Origin of the sequence: Streptococcus sp. 27098_8_12, from assembly GCF_041432115.1 — a bacterium.
Lineage (GTDB): Bacteria > Bacillota > Bacilli > Lactobacillales > Streptococcaceae > Streptococcus > Streptococcus parasanguinis_V.
Window position 1 is genome coordinate 1 of the sequence record NZ_JAPVZA010000019.1, and the last position, 17,320, is coordinate 17,320.

Below are 17,320 nucleotides of genomic sequence, written 5' to 3' on the forward strand. Positions count from 1 at the left end.
TCAAGCAAGACGCAGTGGTTGAGTGGGCTCTACTACGCTGATTTCATCAGCTTTTACAGCCCTACTCAACTGTGCGGAGGTGGGACGACGAAATCGAATTCTAACGAATTACCGATATCTGTCCCACTCTCTAAATGTATTTCTTATTGCTCCACAGCTTGAGCTGCTGTAATCAGGGTTAATTTGTAAACGTCATCTGCATTACATCCACGAGAGAGGTCGTTCACTGGTTTGTTCAACCCTTGCAAAACTGGACCTACTGCTGCAAAGCCACCAAGACGTTCAGCCATCTTGTATCCAATGTTACCTGCTTCAATACCAGGGAAGATAAAGACATTGGCTTGACCTGCTACCTTGCTTCCTGGAGCCTTCAAGGCTGCAGTTGCAGGGACAAAGGCTGCGTCAAATTGCAATTCCCCGTCAATTTCAAGGTCTGGACGAAGTTCATGGGCAAGCTTAGTCGCTTCGACAACCTTATCAACACTTTCACCGAAACCAGATCCTTTTGTTGAATAGCTCAACATAGCGATTTTAGGATCAATTCCAAACATCTTGGCTGTGATAGCTGAGTTGATAGCAATTTCGGCTAATCCTTCAGCATCTGGATTGATGTTGATGGCACAGTCGCCGAACAAGTAGCGTTCAGATCCACGAACCATAAGGAAAGCCCCTGAAGTCCGTTTTACATTTGGACGAGTTTTGATAATTTGCAAGGCCGGACGAACAGTTGCGGCTGTTGAGTGAATCGCACCAGATACCATCCCATCAACAATTCCCAGGTGTACCAACATGACACCAAAATAGTTAACGTCGTCTTTCAAGACTTGACGCGCTTCTTCTTCTGTCATTTTGCCCTTACGACGTTCTACCAAGGAAGCTACCATTTCTTCAAAACCTGGATAAGAATGAGGATCGATGACTTCATATCCATCCAAAACCCCTTCGATTTCAAGGTAAATCCGAATTTTATCCGGATTACCAAGCAAGACAGGGGTTACTTCTGTCTCGTTCACAATGCGTTTTGTCGCTTGGAGGATACGAGGTTCTTCACCTTCTGGTAATACAATACGTGCATTCTTACCAACGAGGTTGGCTTTGAGATTTTCGAAAACTTCCATGAGTTTTACTCCTTTTAATAATTAATAACTTATTTGAAGCTGTGTTAATACAGCTTGGAAATCTGGAGGCAGTGGACTTTCTATGACCAATTCTTCCTCTAGAAATGGATGATAATAGGATAGACGATGACAATGAAGGGCTTGGCGCTCAATGCCGTCTTCTAAACTTCCACCATAGAGATCATCTCCCAAGAGCGGAAAACCAATATGGGAAAAATGAACGCGGATCTGATGGGTTCGACCTGTGTGTAACTGAATATCCACTAGGTGAATATCACCAAAAGATTGAACAACCTGGTAGCTTGTATGAGCATACTTGCCACCTTTAGCTACCTTTCGGGTGATAATTGAATCTTCATCACGCGCAATCGGAGCAATAATCTCTCCGACAGGATCAAGCTTCCCAGATCCCTTGACCAAGGCATAATAGCGTTTCTGAATCGTTTTAGACTGCAATTGCTTATCCAAGCGGGCATGGGCATAGCCATGTTTGGCAAAAAGCATGACGCCACTAGTATCCTTGTCCAGGCGAGTGACAATGTGAACCTGCTGGTTCTCGTAGCCCTGTTTCACATAATAGCCTTTTACAAAATTGGCTAAGGTATTGGAATGAATCGCACTTGGAATAGAAGCAATCCCAAAGGGTTTGTTTAAGACCAAAAAATGATCATCTTCAAACAAAATATCCAAAGGCCGATCCATGGGCTTTAGGGTTTCGAAACCTTCTTCTGCTGGAATATCAATGACCAAGCGATCCCCAATATCCAACAAATAAATTGCATTCTCCGGACGTCCATTGACAAGGATCTGGCCACCACGAAACTTAATCTTTGCTAAGAGGCCCTTAGAAACCTCGTGCTTTTTCAGGAAGGTCTTGACCTTGACATGCTCATCGACAATGAATTCAAATCTCATTCTCTATCATCTCCGATAAAGGCATCCTTGACCCGATTCCAGAAACTGGTGTGACTGGAGCTTGCCACAAAATTAATCTTATGGTTGTCAATCTGGTATTCTACCTTTGCAATATTGCGATAAGAATAGGTTGAATTGTCAACAGAGATAATGTGGAAGCCAGGTCTCGTCGGTGTAATCTCGATCTTATCCTTTTTAGGGACAATGACAGAAGAACCCAAGGTACGATAAACGCGGTTGTTGAGACTGGCGATCTCAGCGATCTGTAGCGCCTCAATAGTTGGGTGAAGGACTGCTCCTCCCAAGGATTTGTTGTAAGCCGTACTTCCTGTAGGAGTCGAAACAGTAATGCCGTCTCCTCTGAAGCGCTCAAAATCCACTCCATTAATCGTAAGATCGGCAACCATGGTCCGGTCGCTTCTCTTAATCGTTGCTTCGTTCAAAGCCCTCATGGTACGGGTTTCCCCATTTTCGAAAGTAATCTTGACATTCAAAATAGGGTAAGAAACCTTAGCTCCAGTATCATATTTTAAGTTCTCAACCAGCTTATCGATTTCACTGTCTAAATAATCTGTATAGAATCCTAAGTGTCCGGTATGGACGCCAACAAATCGCACCCGATCCAACTGGTGTTCATACTTGTGAAAGGCCGATAGCAACATCCCATCGCCACCAATTGAAATCACAATATCCGGGTGCTTCTCCGTCAAAATAAAATTATTTTTCCGAAGCTTATAGCGCAACTGCTGAAAAACCTCTTCACTTTGACGCTTGCGATTGCGAATAATGGATACTTTTTTACCTGTAGTCTTCATCTGTGTCATCACTATTTCCAACGCCATCATTTAACTTACGATGAAGTGGATCAAACAGGGCTTGAGCCTCCTGAATCGCATCCCGAATTGCCCCCATCTCTTCATCCAAGAGATAGGCCAGGTTTGCTGTCGTCTCTAAGCGTTTTTTGATCTCGTCTGGAAAGTCTCCTTTATATTTATAATTGAGCGAGTGTTCAATGGTTGCCCAAAAATTCATGGACAAAGTCCGAATTTGAATCTCTGCTAAGATCGTTTCATTTCCATCAATGGTATCGACCGGGTACTCGACCACAACGTGGTAACTCCGGTAGCCACTTGATTTCTTATGGCGGATGTAGTCTCGCTCTTGGACCACGCGCATATCCTGCCGTTGTCTCAGAACCTCTAGGATCTCTTCGACGTCATCTACGAACTGGACCATGATGCGAAGACCAGCAATATCTTGCATATCCTGAGCCAAATTTTCTTCAGAAATATTTCTTCGGATCATCTTTTCGCGGATGCTCTCAATCGGCTTAACACGACCTGTGACAAACTCGATTGGAGAATGCTTTTGTTGCTTACGATATTGCTTACGAATCCCACGCAGTTTGATTTTTAATTCCCCAACTGCTTGGATATAGGGATCTAAGAAGTTTTCCCAATCAATTGCCATCCTACCACCTTGTAATCTGAACCATTTTTGTATACAATAAACACATCTCTTATTATATCATGAATCGCTTTCGAAAAAAAGCAAAGGACTACAAAATGAACCATTTAGAAATTGAATACAAAACCTTGCTAGACAAGGAGGAATACCAATCCCTCCTTCCACTTTTTGCTGATACAGAATTGGTTGTCCAAACCAATCACTATATCGATACACCCGACCAGCTCATGCGTAAGGAAAAAATGGCCCTGCGGGTGCGTACTTTCACAGATCAGGCTGAATTGACTCTCAAGGTCCCTGAAGCAGTTGGCCATTTCGAGTACAATCAGAACCTCAGCCCAGAAGAAACCGAGGCGATCCTTCAACACCAACAGTTTCCTGACGGAGAAATCAAAAACCTCTTGATCTCTAAAGAAATCCCCGTTGAACAACTCGCTGTCTGGGGAAGCCTTACAACAGAACGCTTCGAAAAAGAAACAACTGCAGGATTGGTGGCACTAGACCACAGTCTCTATCTAGACACTGAAGATTATGAATTAGAAATCGAGGTCGAAACTGCTGAGCAGGAAGAAAATTTCCATCAGTTCATCAAAGAGCATGGAATCGTCTACAAAGCTGCTAAAAATAAAATCGCCAGATTGGCGGAAAGATTGTAAAATAGCTGAAATTATCGCAAATTTTTGCTAAAATAGTGCTAAGATCAAAAATCTAAATGAGGTTGGAATCACATGTCAGATAAAAAAAATATGAAGCTCTTCTCTCTCAATTCAAATCCAGAGATTGCGCAAAAGATTGCGGATCATGCTGGGGTTCCACTTGGGAAAATTTCATCCCGTCAATTCTCAGATGGTGAAATCCAAGTCAATATTGAGGAAAGTGTTCGTGGATATGATATTTATATCATTCAATCAACCAGTTTCCCTGTCAACAATCACTTGATGGAACTGTTAATTATGGTAGATGCTTGCCAACGGGCCAGCGCAAATACTGTCAATGTGGTCATGCCTTACTTCGGTTATGCTCGCCAAGACCGGACTGCTGCTCCTCGTGAACCAATCACTGCTAAACTCGTCGCAAACATGTTGGTCAAAGCTGGGGTGGATCGTGTCGTCACACTGGATCTCCATGCAGTGCAGGTTCAAGGTTTCTTCGATATTGCCGTGGATAACCTCTTTACCATTCCACTTTTTGCAGAGCACTACATCAACAAAGGTCTAACTGGTCCTGATGTCGTCGTCGTCAGTCCTAAAAATTCAGGTGTCAAACGGGCTCGTAGTTTAGCTGAATATCTTGATGCACCGATTGCGATCATTGATTACGAGCAAGATGATGCAAACCGTGATTATGGCTATATTATCGGGGATGTCAAAGATAAGAAAGCGATCTTGATTGACGATATCCTCAATACTGGTAAGACATTCTCAGAAGCTGCGAAAATCGTCGAACGCGAAGGTGCTACTGAAATTTATGCTGTATCAAGCCATGGTTTATTTGTAAAAGGAGCTGTTGAATTATTAGACCAAGCTCCGATCAAAGAAATCTTAGTAACCGATTCTGTTGCTCCAAATGGACCAACACCAAAAAATATTAACTATCTGACAGCTAGCGAACTGATCGCTGAAGCTATTGTTCGCATTCAAGAAAGAAAACCTGTTAGTCCTCTATTTGCCTACCACAAGAAATAAGGTCTTAATGTGATATATTTTGATAATGCCGCAACAACTCCCCTTCTACCTGAAGTCATTGATAAAATGTCTGAAACCATGAAAACCACTTTTGGAAATCCATCGAGCCTTCATGCTCATGGACGGATGGCTAGTAAACTCCTCCGAGAATCTCGCGAGCAGATTGCTCAGTCTCTCCATACTCTTCCAAATCGTATTTTCTTCACTTCAGGTGGATCAGAAAGTAATAATACCGTTATAAAAGGCTACTGCTTGAAACACCAAGCAGATGGCAAACACATCATTACGACCGCTTTGGAACACCATGCGGTTCTCGAACCCATCGAATACCTTGTAGAACGTTTCGGATTTGAAGTGACGATCGTCCAACCAAGAGATGGACGCGTTCAGGCTAGTGATATCAAGGCTGCACTTAGACCGGATACCATTCTTGTCTCTACCATGTTTGCCAATAACGAGACAGGCGATCTTCTACCGATTAAAGAAATCGGAGAACTCTTAAAAGATCATCCAGCTGCCTTTCACGTTGATGCGGTTCAAGCAATTGGAAAGGTCCCTGTCTATCCCGAAGAGTTGGGAATTGATTTTCTCAGTGCTTCTGCCCACAAATTCCATGGACCAAAGGGCGTCGGTTTCCTTTATGCAGCTGCCCCAGATTTTGATAATCTCATCCATGGTGGGGATCAGGAAAGTAAGATGAGAGCCAGTACGGAAAATCTTATTTCTATTGTCGGGATGGCAATCGCGCTTCAGCAAGCTACACTATATCAAGAAGAAAATTTCAACCAGGTTCAAAAACTCGGCCAGGAACTAGTCAATGGTTTAGCAGCCTTCGACTACTACGTAAATGCGAATGAGGATCATCTTCCATTTGTTTGGAACCTTGGCTTTCCGGGTGTCCAAAATGACGTTTTACTGATGCGACTCGATCTTGCTGGAATTTCTGTCTCTACAGGTTCTGCTTGTACCGCTGGTACAGTTCAACCCAGCCATGTCCTTGAGGCGCTCTATGGAAAAGATAGCTCACGCCTAAAAGAATCCCTTCGAATTAGTTTTTCAGAACTCAATAGCGTAGAGGAGGTTCAAGACTTCCTCTCAAAACTTAAAGAAATTTTATCATAGGAGAACAATATGGCTTTTGAAACAAGTGTTTCATTGAAAGACTGCAAATATACCTATAGTCTACACCCAAATGTTAAAAAATATACCTTACGTGACAATACATTTGCTGTTACAAAAGTTGGAAATTACGAGTTAAATCGTTTGCTCGAAGCCGTTCCAAATAGCGGCGAAGGCTTCCTACTTAAAATCATTTTCAATAAAGATTTGACAGGTTTTAAGATCAATATTACAGACAAGTCTGGGCTTCGCCTGGTTAATATCTTTAAAAATCCAGAAAATGACATTATCCAACAAAAATTCTATTTCTTAATGGATAGTCTTGTCGAAAGAGAAATTTTCAACAAAACAGAGGCCTAATATGGTAACCCTAACTTATATCGATGCTTACCAAGTAGAACGAACGACTACTTATCCTGACCTTGCAGCCTGTATCCTAGCTTTTTCAGGCTGTGTAACCTTGCCTGACTCTTACTCAATCGTATCCATTGAATACAAGGGGGAAAAGCTCCCCTATACAGGACGAGTCGATGGACTTTATGCTTTTTTGAAAAAGGTAGAACAAGCTGAAAACTAAGCTGATGCTGATGGAACTCTCCATCGCCATCAGCTTTTTCTTTAGACAAAAATATTTTTTAAAAACCGCTCTAGATAGTTGATTTTTTCACAATCTTCCTATACAATAAGAGGGAAAGGTTGTGATATTGTGAAACATGATAAAAATACTCCAATTCCACGCGCAACAGCAAAACGCTTATCGCTCTACTACCGCATTTTTAAACGCTTTAACTCTGAAAAAATAGAGCGCGCCAATTCCAAGCAAATTGCTGATGCAATTGGGATTGACTCTGCTACCGTTCGCCGAGATTTTTCTTATTTTGGTGAATTAGGAAGACGGGGATTTGGTTATGACGTAAAAAAACTGATGAACTTCTTTGCGGATCTCTTAAATGATAATGCTATTACCAATGTCGCTATTGTGGGGATTGGAAATATGGGAAGTGCGCTCCTCAATTATCGCTTCCATGAACGCAATAAGATGAAAATTGTTATGGCGTTTGATCTAGACGATCATGAACTGATTAATACTAAAAGTAAGGACGGAATTCCTATTTACGGTATTTCCTCTATTAAAGAAAAGCTCAAACAAGAAGGCATTCAAACAGCCATCCTGACTGTTCCAAGCGTCAAGGCTCAAGAAGTGGCTAGCCTTTTGGTAGACGCTGGGGTCAAGGGAATTCTCAGCTTCTCACCAGTGCATCTGACAGTCCCTAAAGATGTCGTCGTCCAATATGTCGATCTCACCAGTGAATTGCAAACACTCCTTTATTTCATGCGAAAAAACGAAGAATAAAAACTTATACTTTAACAAGAAAAGAGGCTGGGACAAAAGTCCTAGCCTCTCAATTATTTTTGGATTGTCGAGCAAGACGCAGTGGTTGAGTGGGCTCTACTAAGCTGATTGCATCAGCTTTTACAGCCCTACTCAACTGTGCGGAGGTGGGACGACGAAATCGAATTCTAACGAATTACCGATTTCTGTCCCACTCTCTTTTTATACCAAATAATCAGTTTCTTCACGGTAACTATAATAGTTTTCTTCAGATACAATCAAGTGATCCAATAAGGTTAAGCCCATCACTTCACAGGCCTCTAAGACTCGATGAGTTACTTCATCATCGTTCTTACTGGGAAATACGGCACCAGATGGATGATTGTGAGCCAAAATGATGGAGGTTGCCATGTGTTTTAGTGCATAATGCAGGATTTCACGTGGCTCCGCAATACTTCGATTCACGGTTCCAATAAAAATGGTCTGCTGATGAATAATTTCATTCTGCGTATTTAAGTAGAGGGCAACCAGGTGCTCCTGTTTCTTATGGCCGATTTCCTGTTGAATTTTATGGGCCAATTTCTGACTGCTCATGATCTGTTCAGAACTCATCAATTCGTCTTTATGAATCCTTCGTCCAAACTCAATCACAGCCTGAAGTTCGATAGCCTTCACCCGGCCAATGCCAGAGATTTCCTGTAGCTCCTCTAGGGTTAATTGACTTAACTCCTTTAAACTATTAACGGAGCTCAAAAGACCTTGTGCAATCTCATAAACGCTTTTTTGCTTATTGCCTGTCCGTAAGAGAATGGATAACAATTCTTGATGACTCAGCTTATCTACCCCTTCAGAAACCAAACGTTCTCTAGGAAGCAAAGATGGTTCAATTAATGATATGTCGTACATAATTTCCTCCTCACTTATTAATTCGTAATAAATAGAGAAAACGACAACCTTTCATTATTTACAGGCGATTTCTTCCTTCAAATCATCTAACACTAAGACTTCATCTTTATTAAAGCGGATCTGGTAACCTGTTTGAACTTGTTCAAGCTCCTTTAAAAACTGTTGAATTTCACAGCGGATCAAGTACTCCTGGCTCTGAGGAATGGCCTCTAAAGCTTGGTAGACCTGCTCTACTTCGTAGATTCCTTTCGTAATTAAACCATTTCGTGGAAAATCATTTACTAAGAGATTGTAGAAATGATGTAAGAGATGATAAATTCGCTCTTTCGTCACTATTCTACCTCCTTATCATACTCTTTCTCCTCTATTATATACTGAATTTCCCTCAATATTATGACAAGTTCCTTACATTATATTACCAATCTCTTACAATTTTACAAGAATTTCTCCTAGCTTCCTACATAGAAAAAGCCCAGACATTTCTGTCTCAGGCTTTATTTTCTTAAAGTTGCATTTGATTATAAGACTTGCTGAATGAATCCAGGATGTCTTTTGGAGCCTTATCATAGTCAACAGAGGTTTCCAAATTTCCTTTTACAATCGTACGGTAAGTCGCTGCAGCATCCTCACAAGTCACCAAGGTGATCTCATTGACACCTTCACGATCTTGAATAACATCTACACGGTCTGGAGTCACTGTCTCAACAGACGAGATGACATAAGTATAGATTTTTTCTTTGTCCGTGATGTAAATCTTCATTCCCGCCTTGGCTTTCTCTAATGGTGAGAATAACATGGCATTTGCTCCAGTTAGGCCAAATACATGGTGACTAGCAAGAGAATAATTGCCTTGCCCCATGACTTGGTTTTCCTTCATAGTCCCTGCTCCGTAGTAGAGGGCTACATTTTCAAGCCCCTTAAAGATCGGAAGGTTCATGTTTAATTCAGGAATCGAAATCCCCCCAATTACTGGTAGCTTTTGAGCTTGCCATTGGGCATTGATGACGGCTTCCGTCGAAAGTGACTGGACATGTTGGAAATCAAAGCTCGTCTTCACTTCTTTATTCTTATCAATGGTTTTTTTATCGACCTTGCTAACCTGGTATTGGTTGGTATGCCAAACCATAATCATGTTTCGGATCGGAGCATTGAAAATCAAGAGAAGCGAGAGAATAATCAAAAGTGTTGCAACGATGTTGATAAGAGTATTGCGTAAACTCTTTTTCTTTTTTCTTTTGCGTGACATGCTGTCCCCTTATCTATTCGTTTTCTTCCACTACTTCTTCATCTTTTTCTTCGGGTTGGACTGTTGTAAAGGTCACAATTTTCGCATCTTGATCCAGTCTCATGACTTTCACACCCTGAGTTGAACGACCCGTTTGAGAAATGTTAGCCACACCTGTCCGGATCATAACTCCGGTATCGGTAATGATCATCAGATCTTCATCCCCTTTAACGGTTAAAAGACCAGCTAAGGGACCATTTTTCTCTGTAATATTGGCTGTTTTGATTCCTTTACCACCACGGCCCTTGGTTGGGTATTCGCCAGCCATTGTCCGCTTACCATACCCTTTTTCAGTAATGACCAATATTTCGTCCTGGTCGGTGATAGCACTTGCCCCAACAACCTTGTCTCCATCACGGAGATTCACACCACGTACACCTGTAGCAGAACGTCCCATATTCCGAACTACTGCCTCATTAAAGCGGACTGAATATCCATATTTGGTACCGATAATGACATCAGTATTGCCATCTGTAAGGAAGACATTGATCAATTCATCCTCGTCCCGTAGGTTCAGAGCTTTCAGACCGTTCTGACGGATATTTGAAAATTCTGCTACGTTAGTGCGCTTGACTATACCTTGTCGCGTCGTAAAGAAGAGATAAGACTCATCACTGCGATCTTGCTCCACATTGATAATGGTTTGAATCGATTCACCTTCGTCCAATTTTAGGAGGTTGACAATTGGCAATCCTTTAGCTGTCCGGCCATATTCGGGAATCTCATAACCTTTCAAACGATAAACTCGCCCCTTATTCGTAAAGAAGAGCAAATGATCATGGGTGCTCGTAGAAACCAATTCACGAACAAAGTCATCATCCTTCACACCAGTTCCTTGGACACCACGTCCACCACGTTTTTGTGCAGTAAATTCAGCTTGGTCCAAACGTTTGATGTAGCCTTTGTTAGAAAGGGTAATTAAGACATCTGTTTCTTCAATCAAGTCCTCATCTTCAAGAGAAAGAACTTCCCCTACCATCAACTCAGTTCGACGAGCATCGCCAAACTTGCGTTTGACTTCTTCTAATTCATCCTTGATGATAGTCGCCACACGCTCTGGTTTAGCCAAAATATCAGCCAAATCAGCAATCAAGGCAACCAAGTCGTCATATTCACTCTGGATCTTGTCTCGTTCCAAACCGGTCAAACGACGAAGACGCATGTCCAAAATGGCTTGACTTTGACGTTCAGAGAGCTTGAACTTCGACATCAACTCAGCTTGTGCTTCAGCGTCTGTCTGGCTATTGCGGATGATTCGGATTACTTCATCAATGTGATCCAAAGCAATAAGCAAGCCTTCTAAAATATGGGCACGAGCTTCAGCTTTTTCTTTATCAAAGATGGTCCGGCGAGTCACCACTTCTGTTTGGTGCTCGATATACGCACCTAAAATTTGACGAAGAGAAAGGATCTTTGGAACACCGTTTTGAATCGCCAACATATTGAAGCCAAAGTTAGTTTGCATTTGCGTCATCTTAAATAGGTTGTTCAAAATGACATTAGCCGAAGCATCCCTACGAACCTCGATCACAAATCGAACCCCTTCACGGTTAGACTCATCACGTACAGCTGTAATCCCTTCGATCCGTTTTTCTTGCACCAAGCGAACGATATGTTCGTGAACCTTGGTTTTGTTGACCATATAAGGGAACTCGGTAACGACAATCCGTTCACGACCACTTTTAGTCACTTCAATCTCTGTACGAGAGCGAAGGACGATCGATCCTTTTCCTGTTTCATAGGCTTTGTGGATACCTGATTTCCCCATAACGAGAGCACCTGTCGGAAAATCTGGACCTGGAAGAACTTCCATAAGTTCACGGGTTGTTACATCAGGATTATCCATCATCAATTTTACCGCGTCAATAGTTTCTCCCAAATTGTGAGGAGGAATATTTGTGGCCATCCCAACAGCAATCCCAGTAGCACCATTGACAAGAAGATTAGGAAAACGTGCAGGTAAGACCAAAGGTTCGCGCTCGCTGGCATCATAGTTATCAGTGAAATCAACTGTATTTTTGTTAATATCCCGCAACATTTCAAGAGCGATCCTACTCATACGGGCTTCGGTATACCGTTGTGCAGCGGCACCATCACCGTCCATGGAACCAAAGTTTCCATGACCGTCCACTAACATGTAGCGATAACTCCACCATTGCGCCATCCGAACCATGGCTTCATAAATAGAGGAATCACCGTGTGGGTGGTATTTACCCATAACATCCCCTGTGATACGGGCTGACTTCTTATGTGGTTTATCTGGCGAAACACCCAATTCATTCATTCCGTACAAAATACGACGGTGAACGGGTTTTAAACCATCCCGAACATCAGGGAGGGCACGAGCAACGATAACACTCATGGCATAATCGATAAAACTCGTCTTCATTTCTGATGTTAAATTCACATCAATTAGATTCTTATCCTGCATTCAAAAAATGCCTCTCTTTACTTAATTCACCATACTATTATAACACATTTTAGCCTATTTTTCTTCTTAGGAACACAAACGTAAAAACGTTTACATCAAGGATTCATACTGTTTCAGATGACAAAGACTTTCAAAAGTGGTAGAATGAAATCGTATGAGAATCTATCTCAAAAAAAAATGAAGGAGACGTTTAGACTCATGGATTTGACTAAACAACACAAAAAAGTTATCCTTGTCGGTGACGGTGCCGTAGGTTCATCTTATGCATTTGCACTTGTCAACCAAGGAATTGCACAAGAGCTTGGAATTATCGAAATTCCTCAATTGCACGAAAAAGCTGTCGGAGATGCGCTTGACCTTAGCCACGCCCTTGCCTTCACTTCACCTAAGAAGATCTATGCGGCTGAGTACGCTGACTGTGCGGATGCTGACCTTGTTGTAATTACTGCAGGTGCTCCTCAAAAACCAGGTGAAACTCGCCTTGATCTTGTTGGTAAAAACCTTGCCATTAACAAGTCAATCGTAACACAAGTTATTGAATCAGGATTCAACGGTATCTTCCTTGTAGCTGCTAACCCAGTTGACGTTTTGACATACTCTACATGGAAATTCTCAGGATTCCCTAAAGAACGCGTTATCGGTTCTGGTACTTCTCTTGACTCAGCTCGTTTCCGTCAAGCACTTGCTGAAAAATTGGATGTTGATGCTCGTTCAGTGCACGCCTACATCATGGGTGAACACGGGGACTCAGAATTCGCTGTATGGTCACACGCTAACATCGCTGGTGTAAACCTTGAAGAATTCCTTAAAGACACTCAAAACGTTCAAGAAACTGAATTGATCGAATTGTTCGAAGGTGTTCGTGATGCTGCTTACACCATCATCAATAAAAAAGGTGCTACATACTACGGTATCGCTGTTGCCCTTGCTCGTATCACTAAAGCAATCCTTGATGACGAAAATGCAGTACTTCCACTTTCTGTATTCCAAGAAGGTCAATATGGTGTTAGCAACGTCTTTATCGGTCAACCTGCCATCGTAGGTGCACACGGTATTGTACGTCCAGTGAACATCCCATTGAACGATGCGGAACAACAAAAAATGAAAGCTTCTGCTGATGAATTGCAAGCAATCATTGATGAAGCATGGAAAAACCCTGAATTCCAAGAAGCTTCTAAAAACTAAGAAAAAAACATCTCCTTATTAAAAAGGGGATGTTTTTTAGCTGCTTTATTTGGATTTGTCAGCAAGGATTTCAAGCAAATAAGGCACAACGAGATTGCTCTCTATGTCTTTCAAAGAAGAAATCCATTTAAAGTCTGTATGCTCTTCTGGATCTAATATAAAATCACGCTCTTCCAAAATCTCGCCAGCATAAACTAGGCGTGTAAAGACAGTATCTTTGCTGGCATCAAATTGACTATCTTCGTGGATAATCTTATTAATCCGAAGCTTTTGATTAACCTCCTCCATAGCCTCACGTAGAGCAGCCTCTCTGGGCAATTCATTCTCTTCTACACTTCCACCTGGAATATCCCAATAAGATGGATAGACATTAGGGAGACCTCGCTTTATTTTCGAGCGTTTGATAAGCAGATACTTCCCGTCTTTCTCAATCAAGGTATGGGCGATTAATTTTACTGTCATTGCATGTTCCTCCAAGAAAGAGCAAAAAAGACTCCGAGGAGCCTCGTTATGAATCATCCACCCTGAGGGAATCGAACCCCCATCTCAAGAACCGGAATCTTACGTGATATCCATTACACTAAGGGTGGCAACTGTTATAGTATATCAAATTCTCGAGAATTTTACAAGTAAAAAAAGCTTACCGAGAGGTAAGCTTTTTGAATATTACAATTCGATATCGCCAAACAAGTCAGCCATTGAGAATCCAGTTTGAGTTTCTGGAAGATCAAAGTCGCGTTTTTCTTGTTTTGGACGACGTGGGCGAGATTGACGTTTTTCTTGTTTTTCGCCTTCTTCTTGAGCTGGACGTTCTTCAAGGGCTTTGATAGAAAGTGATACACGTTCATCTGCAGCATTTACTTCAAGAACTTTAACAGTTACTTCTTGTCCAACTTTAAGAACATCTTTTGGATTTTCAACACGTTTGTGTGAAATTTGTGAGATGTGTACAAGTCCGTCGATACCTGGCAATACTTCAACGAATGCACCGAAGTCAGTCAAACGTTTAACAGTTCCTTCGATCACATCACCAGCAGCCAATTTTTGTTCTACGCCATCCCAAGGTCCAGGTGTTGTAGCTTTCAATGAAAGTGATACCCGACCTTCTTCTTCGTTCAAGTCAAGAACTTTCACTTGGATTTCTTCACCAACAGTTACAACTGATTTAGGTGATACGTTGCGTTCGTGTGACAATTCTGTCAAGTGAACCAATCCATCAACACCACCAAGGTCGATGAAAGCACCGAAGCTTGTGATACGTGCAACTTTACCAGTTACGACATCACCAACGTTCAATTTACCAAATACTTCTGCGCGTGCTGCAGCTGATTCAGCTTCAACAACTTCACGACGTGAAAGGATAAAGCGGTTTTCTTTTGGATCTACTTCTTTGATTTTAGCATCAAATTCTTGACCTACGAAACGTTCAGTGTTACGTACAAAACGAGTATCAAGCATTGAAGCTGGAATAAATCCACGAAGTCCTTCAAATTCTACTGAAAGTCCGCCCTTAACAGCGCGAGTTCCTTTAACAGTAACAACTTCTTCTTCACGTCCAACCAATTTGTCCCATGCTTTGCGAGCTTCCAAACGTTTTTTAGATACAAGGTAAGTTACTGTATCAGTATCTTTACCAACTACTTGACGAAGAACAAGCAATTCAAGTGTTTCACCTGGTTTTACCAAGTCGTTGATGTCAGCATCACGATCGTTTGTCAATTCGCGAAGAGTCAAGACACCTTCGACACCAGTTCCAGAGATTGCAACGTTAGCTTGGTTCGCGTCAACTGTCAATACTTCAGCAGTAACAACGTCACCTGGTTCAACTTGGCTAACACTGTTTAGCAAATCTTCAAATTCATTCATCTAAAAAATCCTCCAACAATCAAGTTTTCTAAAACTTGACATACTTATAATTATTTTTCCTAAGCAAGCACTCGCAATGAGATCAACTACAATCTTTAACGACTCATCCTATAAAGAAATAAAATACCTGGATAGATATTTTATCACTTATCTGATATTACCTAAGAACTGGGGTAGCTGGATTCGAACCAACGCATGAGGGAGTCAAAGTCCCTTGCCTTACCGCTTGGCTATACCCCAAAAAGAGCGCTGACATCAGTCACTTTATCATCGTCACAATGAACGCTAATGGAGAGAGAGGGATTCGAACCCCCGAACCCGAAGGAGCGGATTTACAGTCCGCCGCGTTTAGCCTCTTCGCTATCTCTCCATATAAATCAACAGGATCTATTATACCATTGATTTATTATGATTGCAAGCCCTTATTTATTCAAATTATAATTTTCTATTAAAATTTCAACGGCTTTTTCAAGTTTTTTGTAAAGAGAATCCACATTTCCATTTTTGATAATGGCAAATTGCCCAGCCATGTCTGCAATTTCACCAATCGTTTTCTTTCCAATGGACAAAGTGAAACCATCAAAAGTGTCTTTTCCGACGGTTACTTTACTATCAACGATTTGAATCTCAATTTTCTTATCTTTTTTACTCATTTCAACCCTCTTTTCACTTTTTCTATTTTACAAAAATTCTCTTGATGACGCAAGAGAAAAGGGAGTGGGTCAGAAAGAATTTAGTTAGAAATTCCTTCTTTATCCCACCCCCGCAAGAGTCATTCGACACTCTTCTATTCCTAAAAGCGAATGAAGAGAAAGATTAGCTACTGCGTCTTTTCGTTAAGACTTGTTCTCATTGAAGCCTGGACACTTTGGTCTCAGACGCTTTCGGTTTAATCGACTTTGACAATCCATCCTTCTGGTGCTTCGACATCACCAAATTGGATACCGGTCAACTCGTCATAAAGCTTCCGTGTGACAGGACCTACTTCTGTTTCAGAATAGAAGACATGGAAGTCATCCCCATGTTGAACGCCTCCGATCGGAGAGATGACAGCAGCGGTACCACAAGCTCCTGCTTCTACAAAGCGATCCAAGTCATTGATAAAGACATCCCCTTCAATTGGTGTCATACCAAGACGGTGTTCTGCCAAGTAAAGCAAAGAGTACTTGGTGATAGATGGCAAAATAGACGGACTCAATGGTGTCACAAATTCGTTATTAGCAGTGATACCAAAGAAGTTTGCAGAACCAACTTCTTCAATCTTGGTGTGCGTCGCTGGATCAAGGTAAATCACGTCAGAGAAGTTACGATCATGCGCAATCTTACCTGGCAACATACTAGCTGCGTAGTTCCCACCAACTTTTGCAGCCCCAGTACCATTTGGTGCAGCACGGTCATACTCATCTTGAATCAAGAAGTTCGTTGGAACCAAACCACCTTTAAAATAGTTACCGACAGGCATGGCAAAGATGGTAAAGATATACTCATCTGCTGGATGCACACCAATAATATCACCAACCCCAATCAAAAGTGGACGAAGGTAAAGGGTAGCTCCAGTACCATATGGTGGAACATACTCTTCATTGGCTTTCACCACTGCCTTACAAGCATCCACAAACATGTCAACAGGTACTTGAGGCATCAGCAAACGATCTGCTGTGCGTTGCAAACGTTTAGCGTTTTGATCTGGACGGAACAATTGGACGCTTCCATCTTTTGTACGGTAGGCTTTCAACCCTTCAAAAGCTTGCTGACCGTAATGCAAACTTGGAGAAGATTCGGACAAATGCAAAGTCGCATCTTCTGTCAATTCCCCTTTTTCCCAAGCTCCATTGCGATAATGTGCCAAATAGCGATAAGGTAATTTCATATATGAAAAGCCAAGGTTTTCCCAATCAAGTGATACTGTCATGATAGTGCTCCTTTTAATTCTTTCTATTCCTTGTCGATCTGATGTAGGTCGATTCAGTTTCTCAATCTATGTACACTATTGTACACCATTTCATGAGA

At 41.7% G+C, this 17,320-nt stretch carries 19 protein-coding genes and 3 tRNA genes; 7 read left to right on the plus strand and 15 right to left on the minus strand.

The window, feature by feature from the left end:
* Nucleotides 1–143: 143 nt before the first annotated feature.
* Genes pta through O3629_RS08365 form a run of 4 tightly spaced genes read right to left on the minus strand, consistent with a single transcriptional unit; the run spans nt 144 to nt 3,503 of the window.
* The gene (gene pta / locus O3629_RS08350) at nt 144–1,118 is read right to left on the minus strand and encodes a phosphate acetyltransferase (protein ID WP_070665862.1); all 975 of its coding nucleotides are present in this window, start codon (nt 1,116–1,118) and stop codon (nt 144–146) included.
* Between the two features lie 21 nt (nt 1,119–1,139).
* The gene (locus O3629_RS08355) at nt 1,140–2,033 is read right to left on the minus strand and encodes an RluA family pseudouridine synthase (protein WP_371609018.1); all 894 of its coding nucleotides are present in this window, start codon (nt 2,031–2,033) and stop codon (nt 1,140–1,142) included.
* Entirely contained in the window at nt 2,030–2,848 is an 819-nt protein-coding gene (locus tag O3629_RS08360; protein WP_282188909.1) for an NAD kinase, read from the minus strand. Before O3629_RS08360 ends, O3629_RS08355 begins: the two co-directional genes overlap by 4 nt.
* Nucleotides 2,832–3,503 (minus strand): GTP pyrophosphokinase family protein, encoded by a 672-nt coding sequence (locus O3629_RS08365; protein ID WP_023918039.1) that lies wholly within the window; start codon nt 3,501–3,503, stop codon nt 2,832–2,834. Before O3629_RS08365 ends, O3629_RS08360 begins: the two co-directional genes overlap by 17 nt.
* A gap of 95 nt (nt 3,504–3,598) precedes the next feature.
* Here O3629_RS08365 and O3629_RS08370 point away from each other — a divergent pair, with 95 nt between their 5' ends.
* The 6 genes from O3629_RS08370 to O3629_RS08395 all read left to right on the plus strand — a co-directional run bounded on the left by O3629_RS08370 (nt 3,599) and on the right by O3629_RS08395 (nt 7,658).
* The gene (locus O3629_RS08370; RefSeq protein ID WP_371609019.1) at nt 3,599–4,156 is read left to right on the plus strand and encodes a CYTH domain-containing protein; all 558 of its coding nucleotides are present in this window, start codon (nt 3,599–3,601) and stop codon (nt 4,154–4,156) included.
* Between the two features lie 72 nt (nt 4,157–4,228).
* Nucleotides 4,229–5,185 (plus strand): ribose-phosphate diphosphokinase, encoded by a 957-nt coding sequence (locus tag O3629_RS08375; protein ID WP_003007186.1) that lies wholly within the window; start codon nt 4,229–4,231, stop codon nt 5,183–5,185.
* A gap of 9 nt (nt 5,186–5,194) precedes the next feature.
* Nucleotides 5,195–6,307: a cysteine desulfurase family protein gene (locus O3629_RS08380; RefSeq protein WP_371609020.1), complete on the plus strand. Its 1,113-nt coding sequence runs from the start codon at nt 5,195–5,197 to the stop codon at nt 6,305–6,307.
* Between the two features lie 9 nt (nt 6,308–6,316).
* Nucleotides 6,317–6,664 (plus strand): DUF1831 domain-containing protein, encoded by a 348-nt coding sequence (locus tag O3629_RS08385; protein ID WP_009730974.1) that lies wholly within the window; start codon nt 6,317–6,319, stop codon nt 6,662–6,664.
* A 1-nt stretch (nt 6,665) separates the two neighbouring features.
* Nucleotides 6,666–6,881 carry a DUF4649 family protein gene (locus O3629_RS08390; protein ID WP_049490891.1) on the plus strand — a complete coding sequence of 72 codons (216 nt, stop codon included), beginning with the start codon at nt 6,666–6,668 and terminating at the stop codon, nt 6,879–6,881.
* 129 nt (nt 6,882–7,010) lie between these two features.
* A complete protein-coding gene (locus O3629_RS08395; protein WP_024055729.1) occupies nt 7,011–7,658 on the plus strand; it encodes a redox-sensing transcriptional repressor Rex in 648 nt (215 codons plus the stop codon).
* Between the two features lie 201 nt (nt 7,659–7,859).
* Here the strand turns inward: O3629_RS08395 and radC are convergent, their stop codons facing one another.
* The 4 genes from radC to gyrA form a co-directional block, all read right to left on the minus strand.
* Nucleotides 7,860–8,543: a DNA repair protein RadC gene (gene radC / locus O3629_RS08400; protein WP_371609021.1), complete on the minus strand. Its 684-nt coding sequence runs from the start codon at nt 8,541–8,543 to the stop codon at nt 7,860–7,862.
* Between the two features lie 54 nt (nt 8,544–8,597).
* Nucleotides 8,598–8,876 (minus strand): hypothetical protein, encoded by a 279-nt coding sequence (locus tag O3629_RS08405; protein WP_049474901.1) that lies wholly within the window; start codon nt 8,874–8,876, stop codon nt 8,598–8,600.
* Nucleotides 8,877–9,045: 169 nt separating this feature from the next.
* Nucleotides 9,046–9,789, minus strand: a complete 744-nt coding sequence (locus O3629_RS08410; protein WP_014713268.1) for a class A sortase — start codon at nt 9,787–9,789, stop codon at nt 9,046–9,048.
* A gap of 13 nt (nt 9,790–9,802) precedes the next feature.
* The gene (gyrA, locus tag O3629_RS08415) at nt 9,803–12,259 is read right to left on the minus strand and encodes a DNA gyrase subunit A (RefSeq protein WP_371609022.1); all 2,457 of its coding nucleotides are present in this window, start codon (nt 12,257–12,259) and stop codon (nt 9,803–9,805) included.
* 198 nt (nt 12,260–12,457) lie between these two features.
* On the opposite strand from gyrA, the gene O3629_RS08420 reads away from it, so the two are divergent.
* Nucleotides 12,458–13,444 carry an L-lactate dehydrogenase gene (locus tag O3629_RS08420; RefSeq protein ID WP_021153137.1) on the plus strand — a complete coding sequence of 329 codons (987 nt, stop codon included), beginning with the start codon at nt 12,458–12,460 and terminating at the stop codon, nt 13,442–13,444.
* Between the two features lie 45 nt (nt 13,445–13,489).
* Here O3629_RS08420 and O3629_RS08425 read toward each other — a convergent pair whose 3' ends face one another.
* From O3629_RS08425 to O3629_RS08455, 7 genes are all read right to left on the minus strand, one after another.
* Nucleotides 13,490–13,906 (minus strand): NUDIX hydrolase, encoded by a 417-nt coding sequence (locus O3629_RS08425; protein WP_021153136.1) that lies wholly within the window; start codon nt 13,904–13,906, stop codon nt 13,490–13,492.
* 56 nt (nt 13,907–13,962) lie between these two features.
* Nucleotides 13,963–14,034 (minus strand) — tRNA-Arg (locus O3629_RS08430).
* Between the two features lie 76 nt (nt 14,035–14,110).
* On the minus strand, nt 14,111–15,310 hold the full coding sequence (gene rpsA, locus O3629_RS08435; protein ID WP_003011990.1) for a 30S ribosomal protein S1: 1,200 nt from the start codon (nt 15,308–15,310) through the stop codon (nt 14,111–14,113).
* 168 nt (nt 15,311–15,478) lie between these two features.
* Nucleotides 15,479–15,550, minus strand: a tRNA-Gln gene (locus O3629_RS08440).
* 49 nt (nt 15,551–15,599) lie between these two features.
* Nucleotides 15,600–15,680 (minus strand) — tRNA-Tyr (locus O3629_RS08445).
* Between the two features lie 52 nt (nt 15,681–15,732).
* Entirely contained in the window at nt 15,733–15,963 is a 231-nt protein-coding gene (locus O3629_RS08450) for a DUF2969 domain-containing protein (RefSeq protein ID WP_003003589.1), read from the minus strand.
* A 236-nt stretch (nt 15,964–16,199) separates the two neighbouring features.
* Nucleotides 16,200–17,222, minus strand: a complete 1,023-nt coding sequence (locus O3629_RS08455; protein ID WP_070661419.1) for a branched-chain amino acid aminotransferase — start codon at nt 17,220–17,222, stop codon at nt 16,200–16,202.
* Nucleotides 17,223–17,320 lie beyond the last annotated feature (98 nt).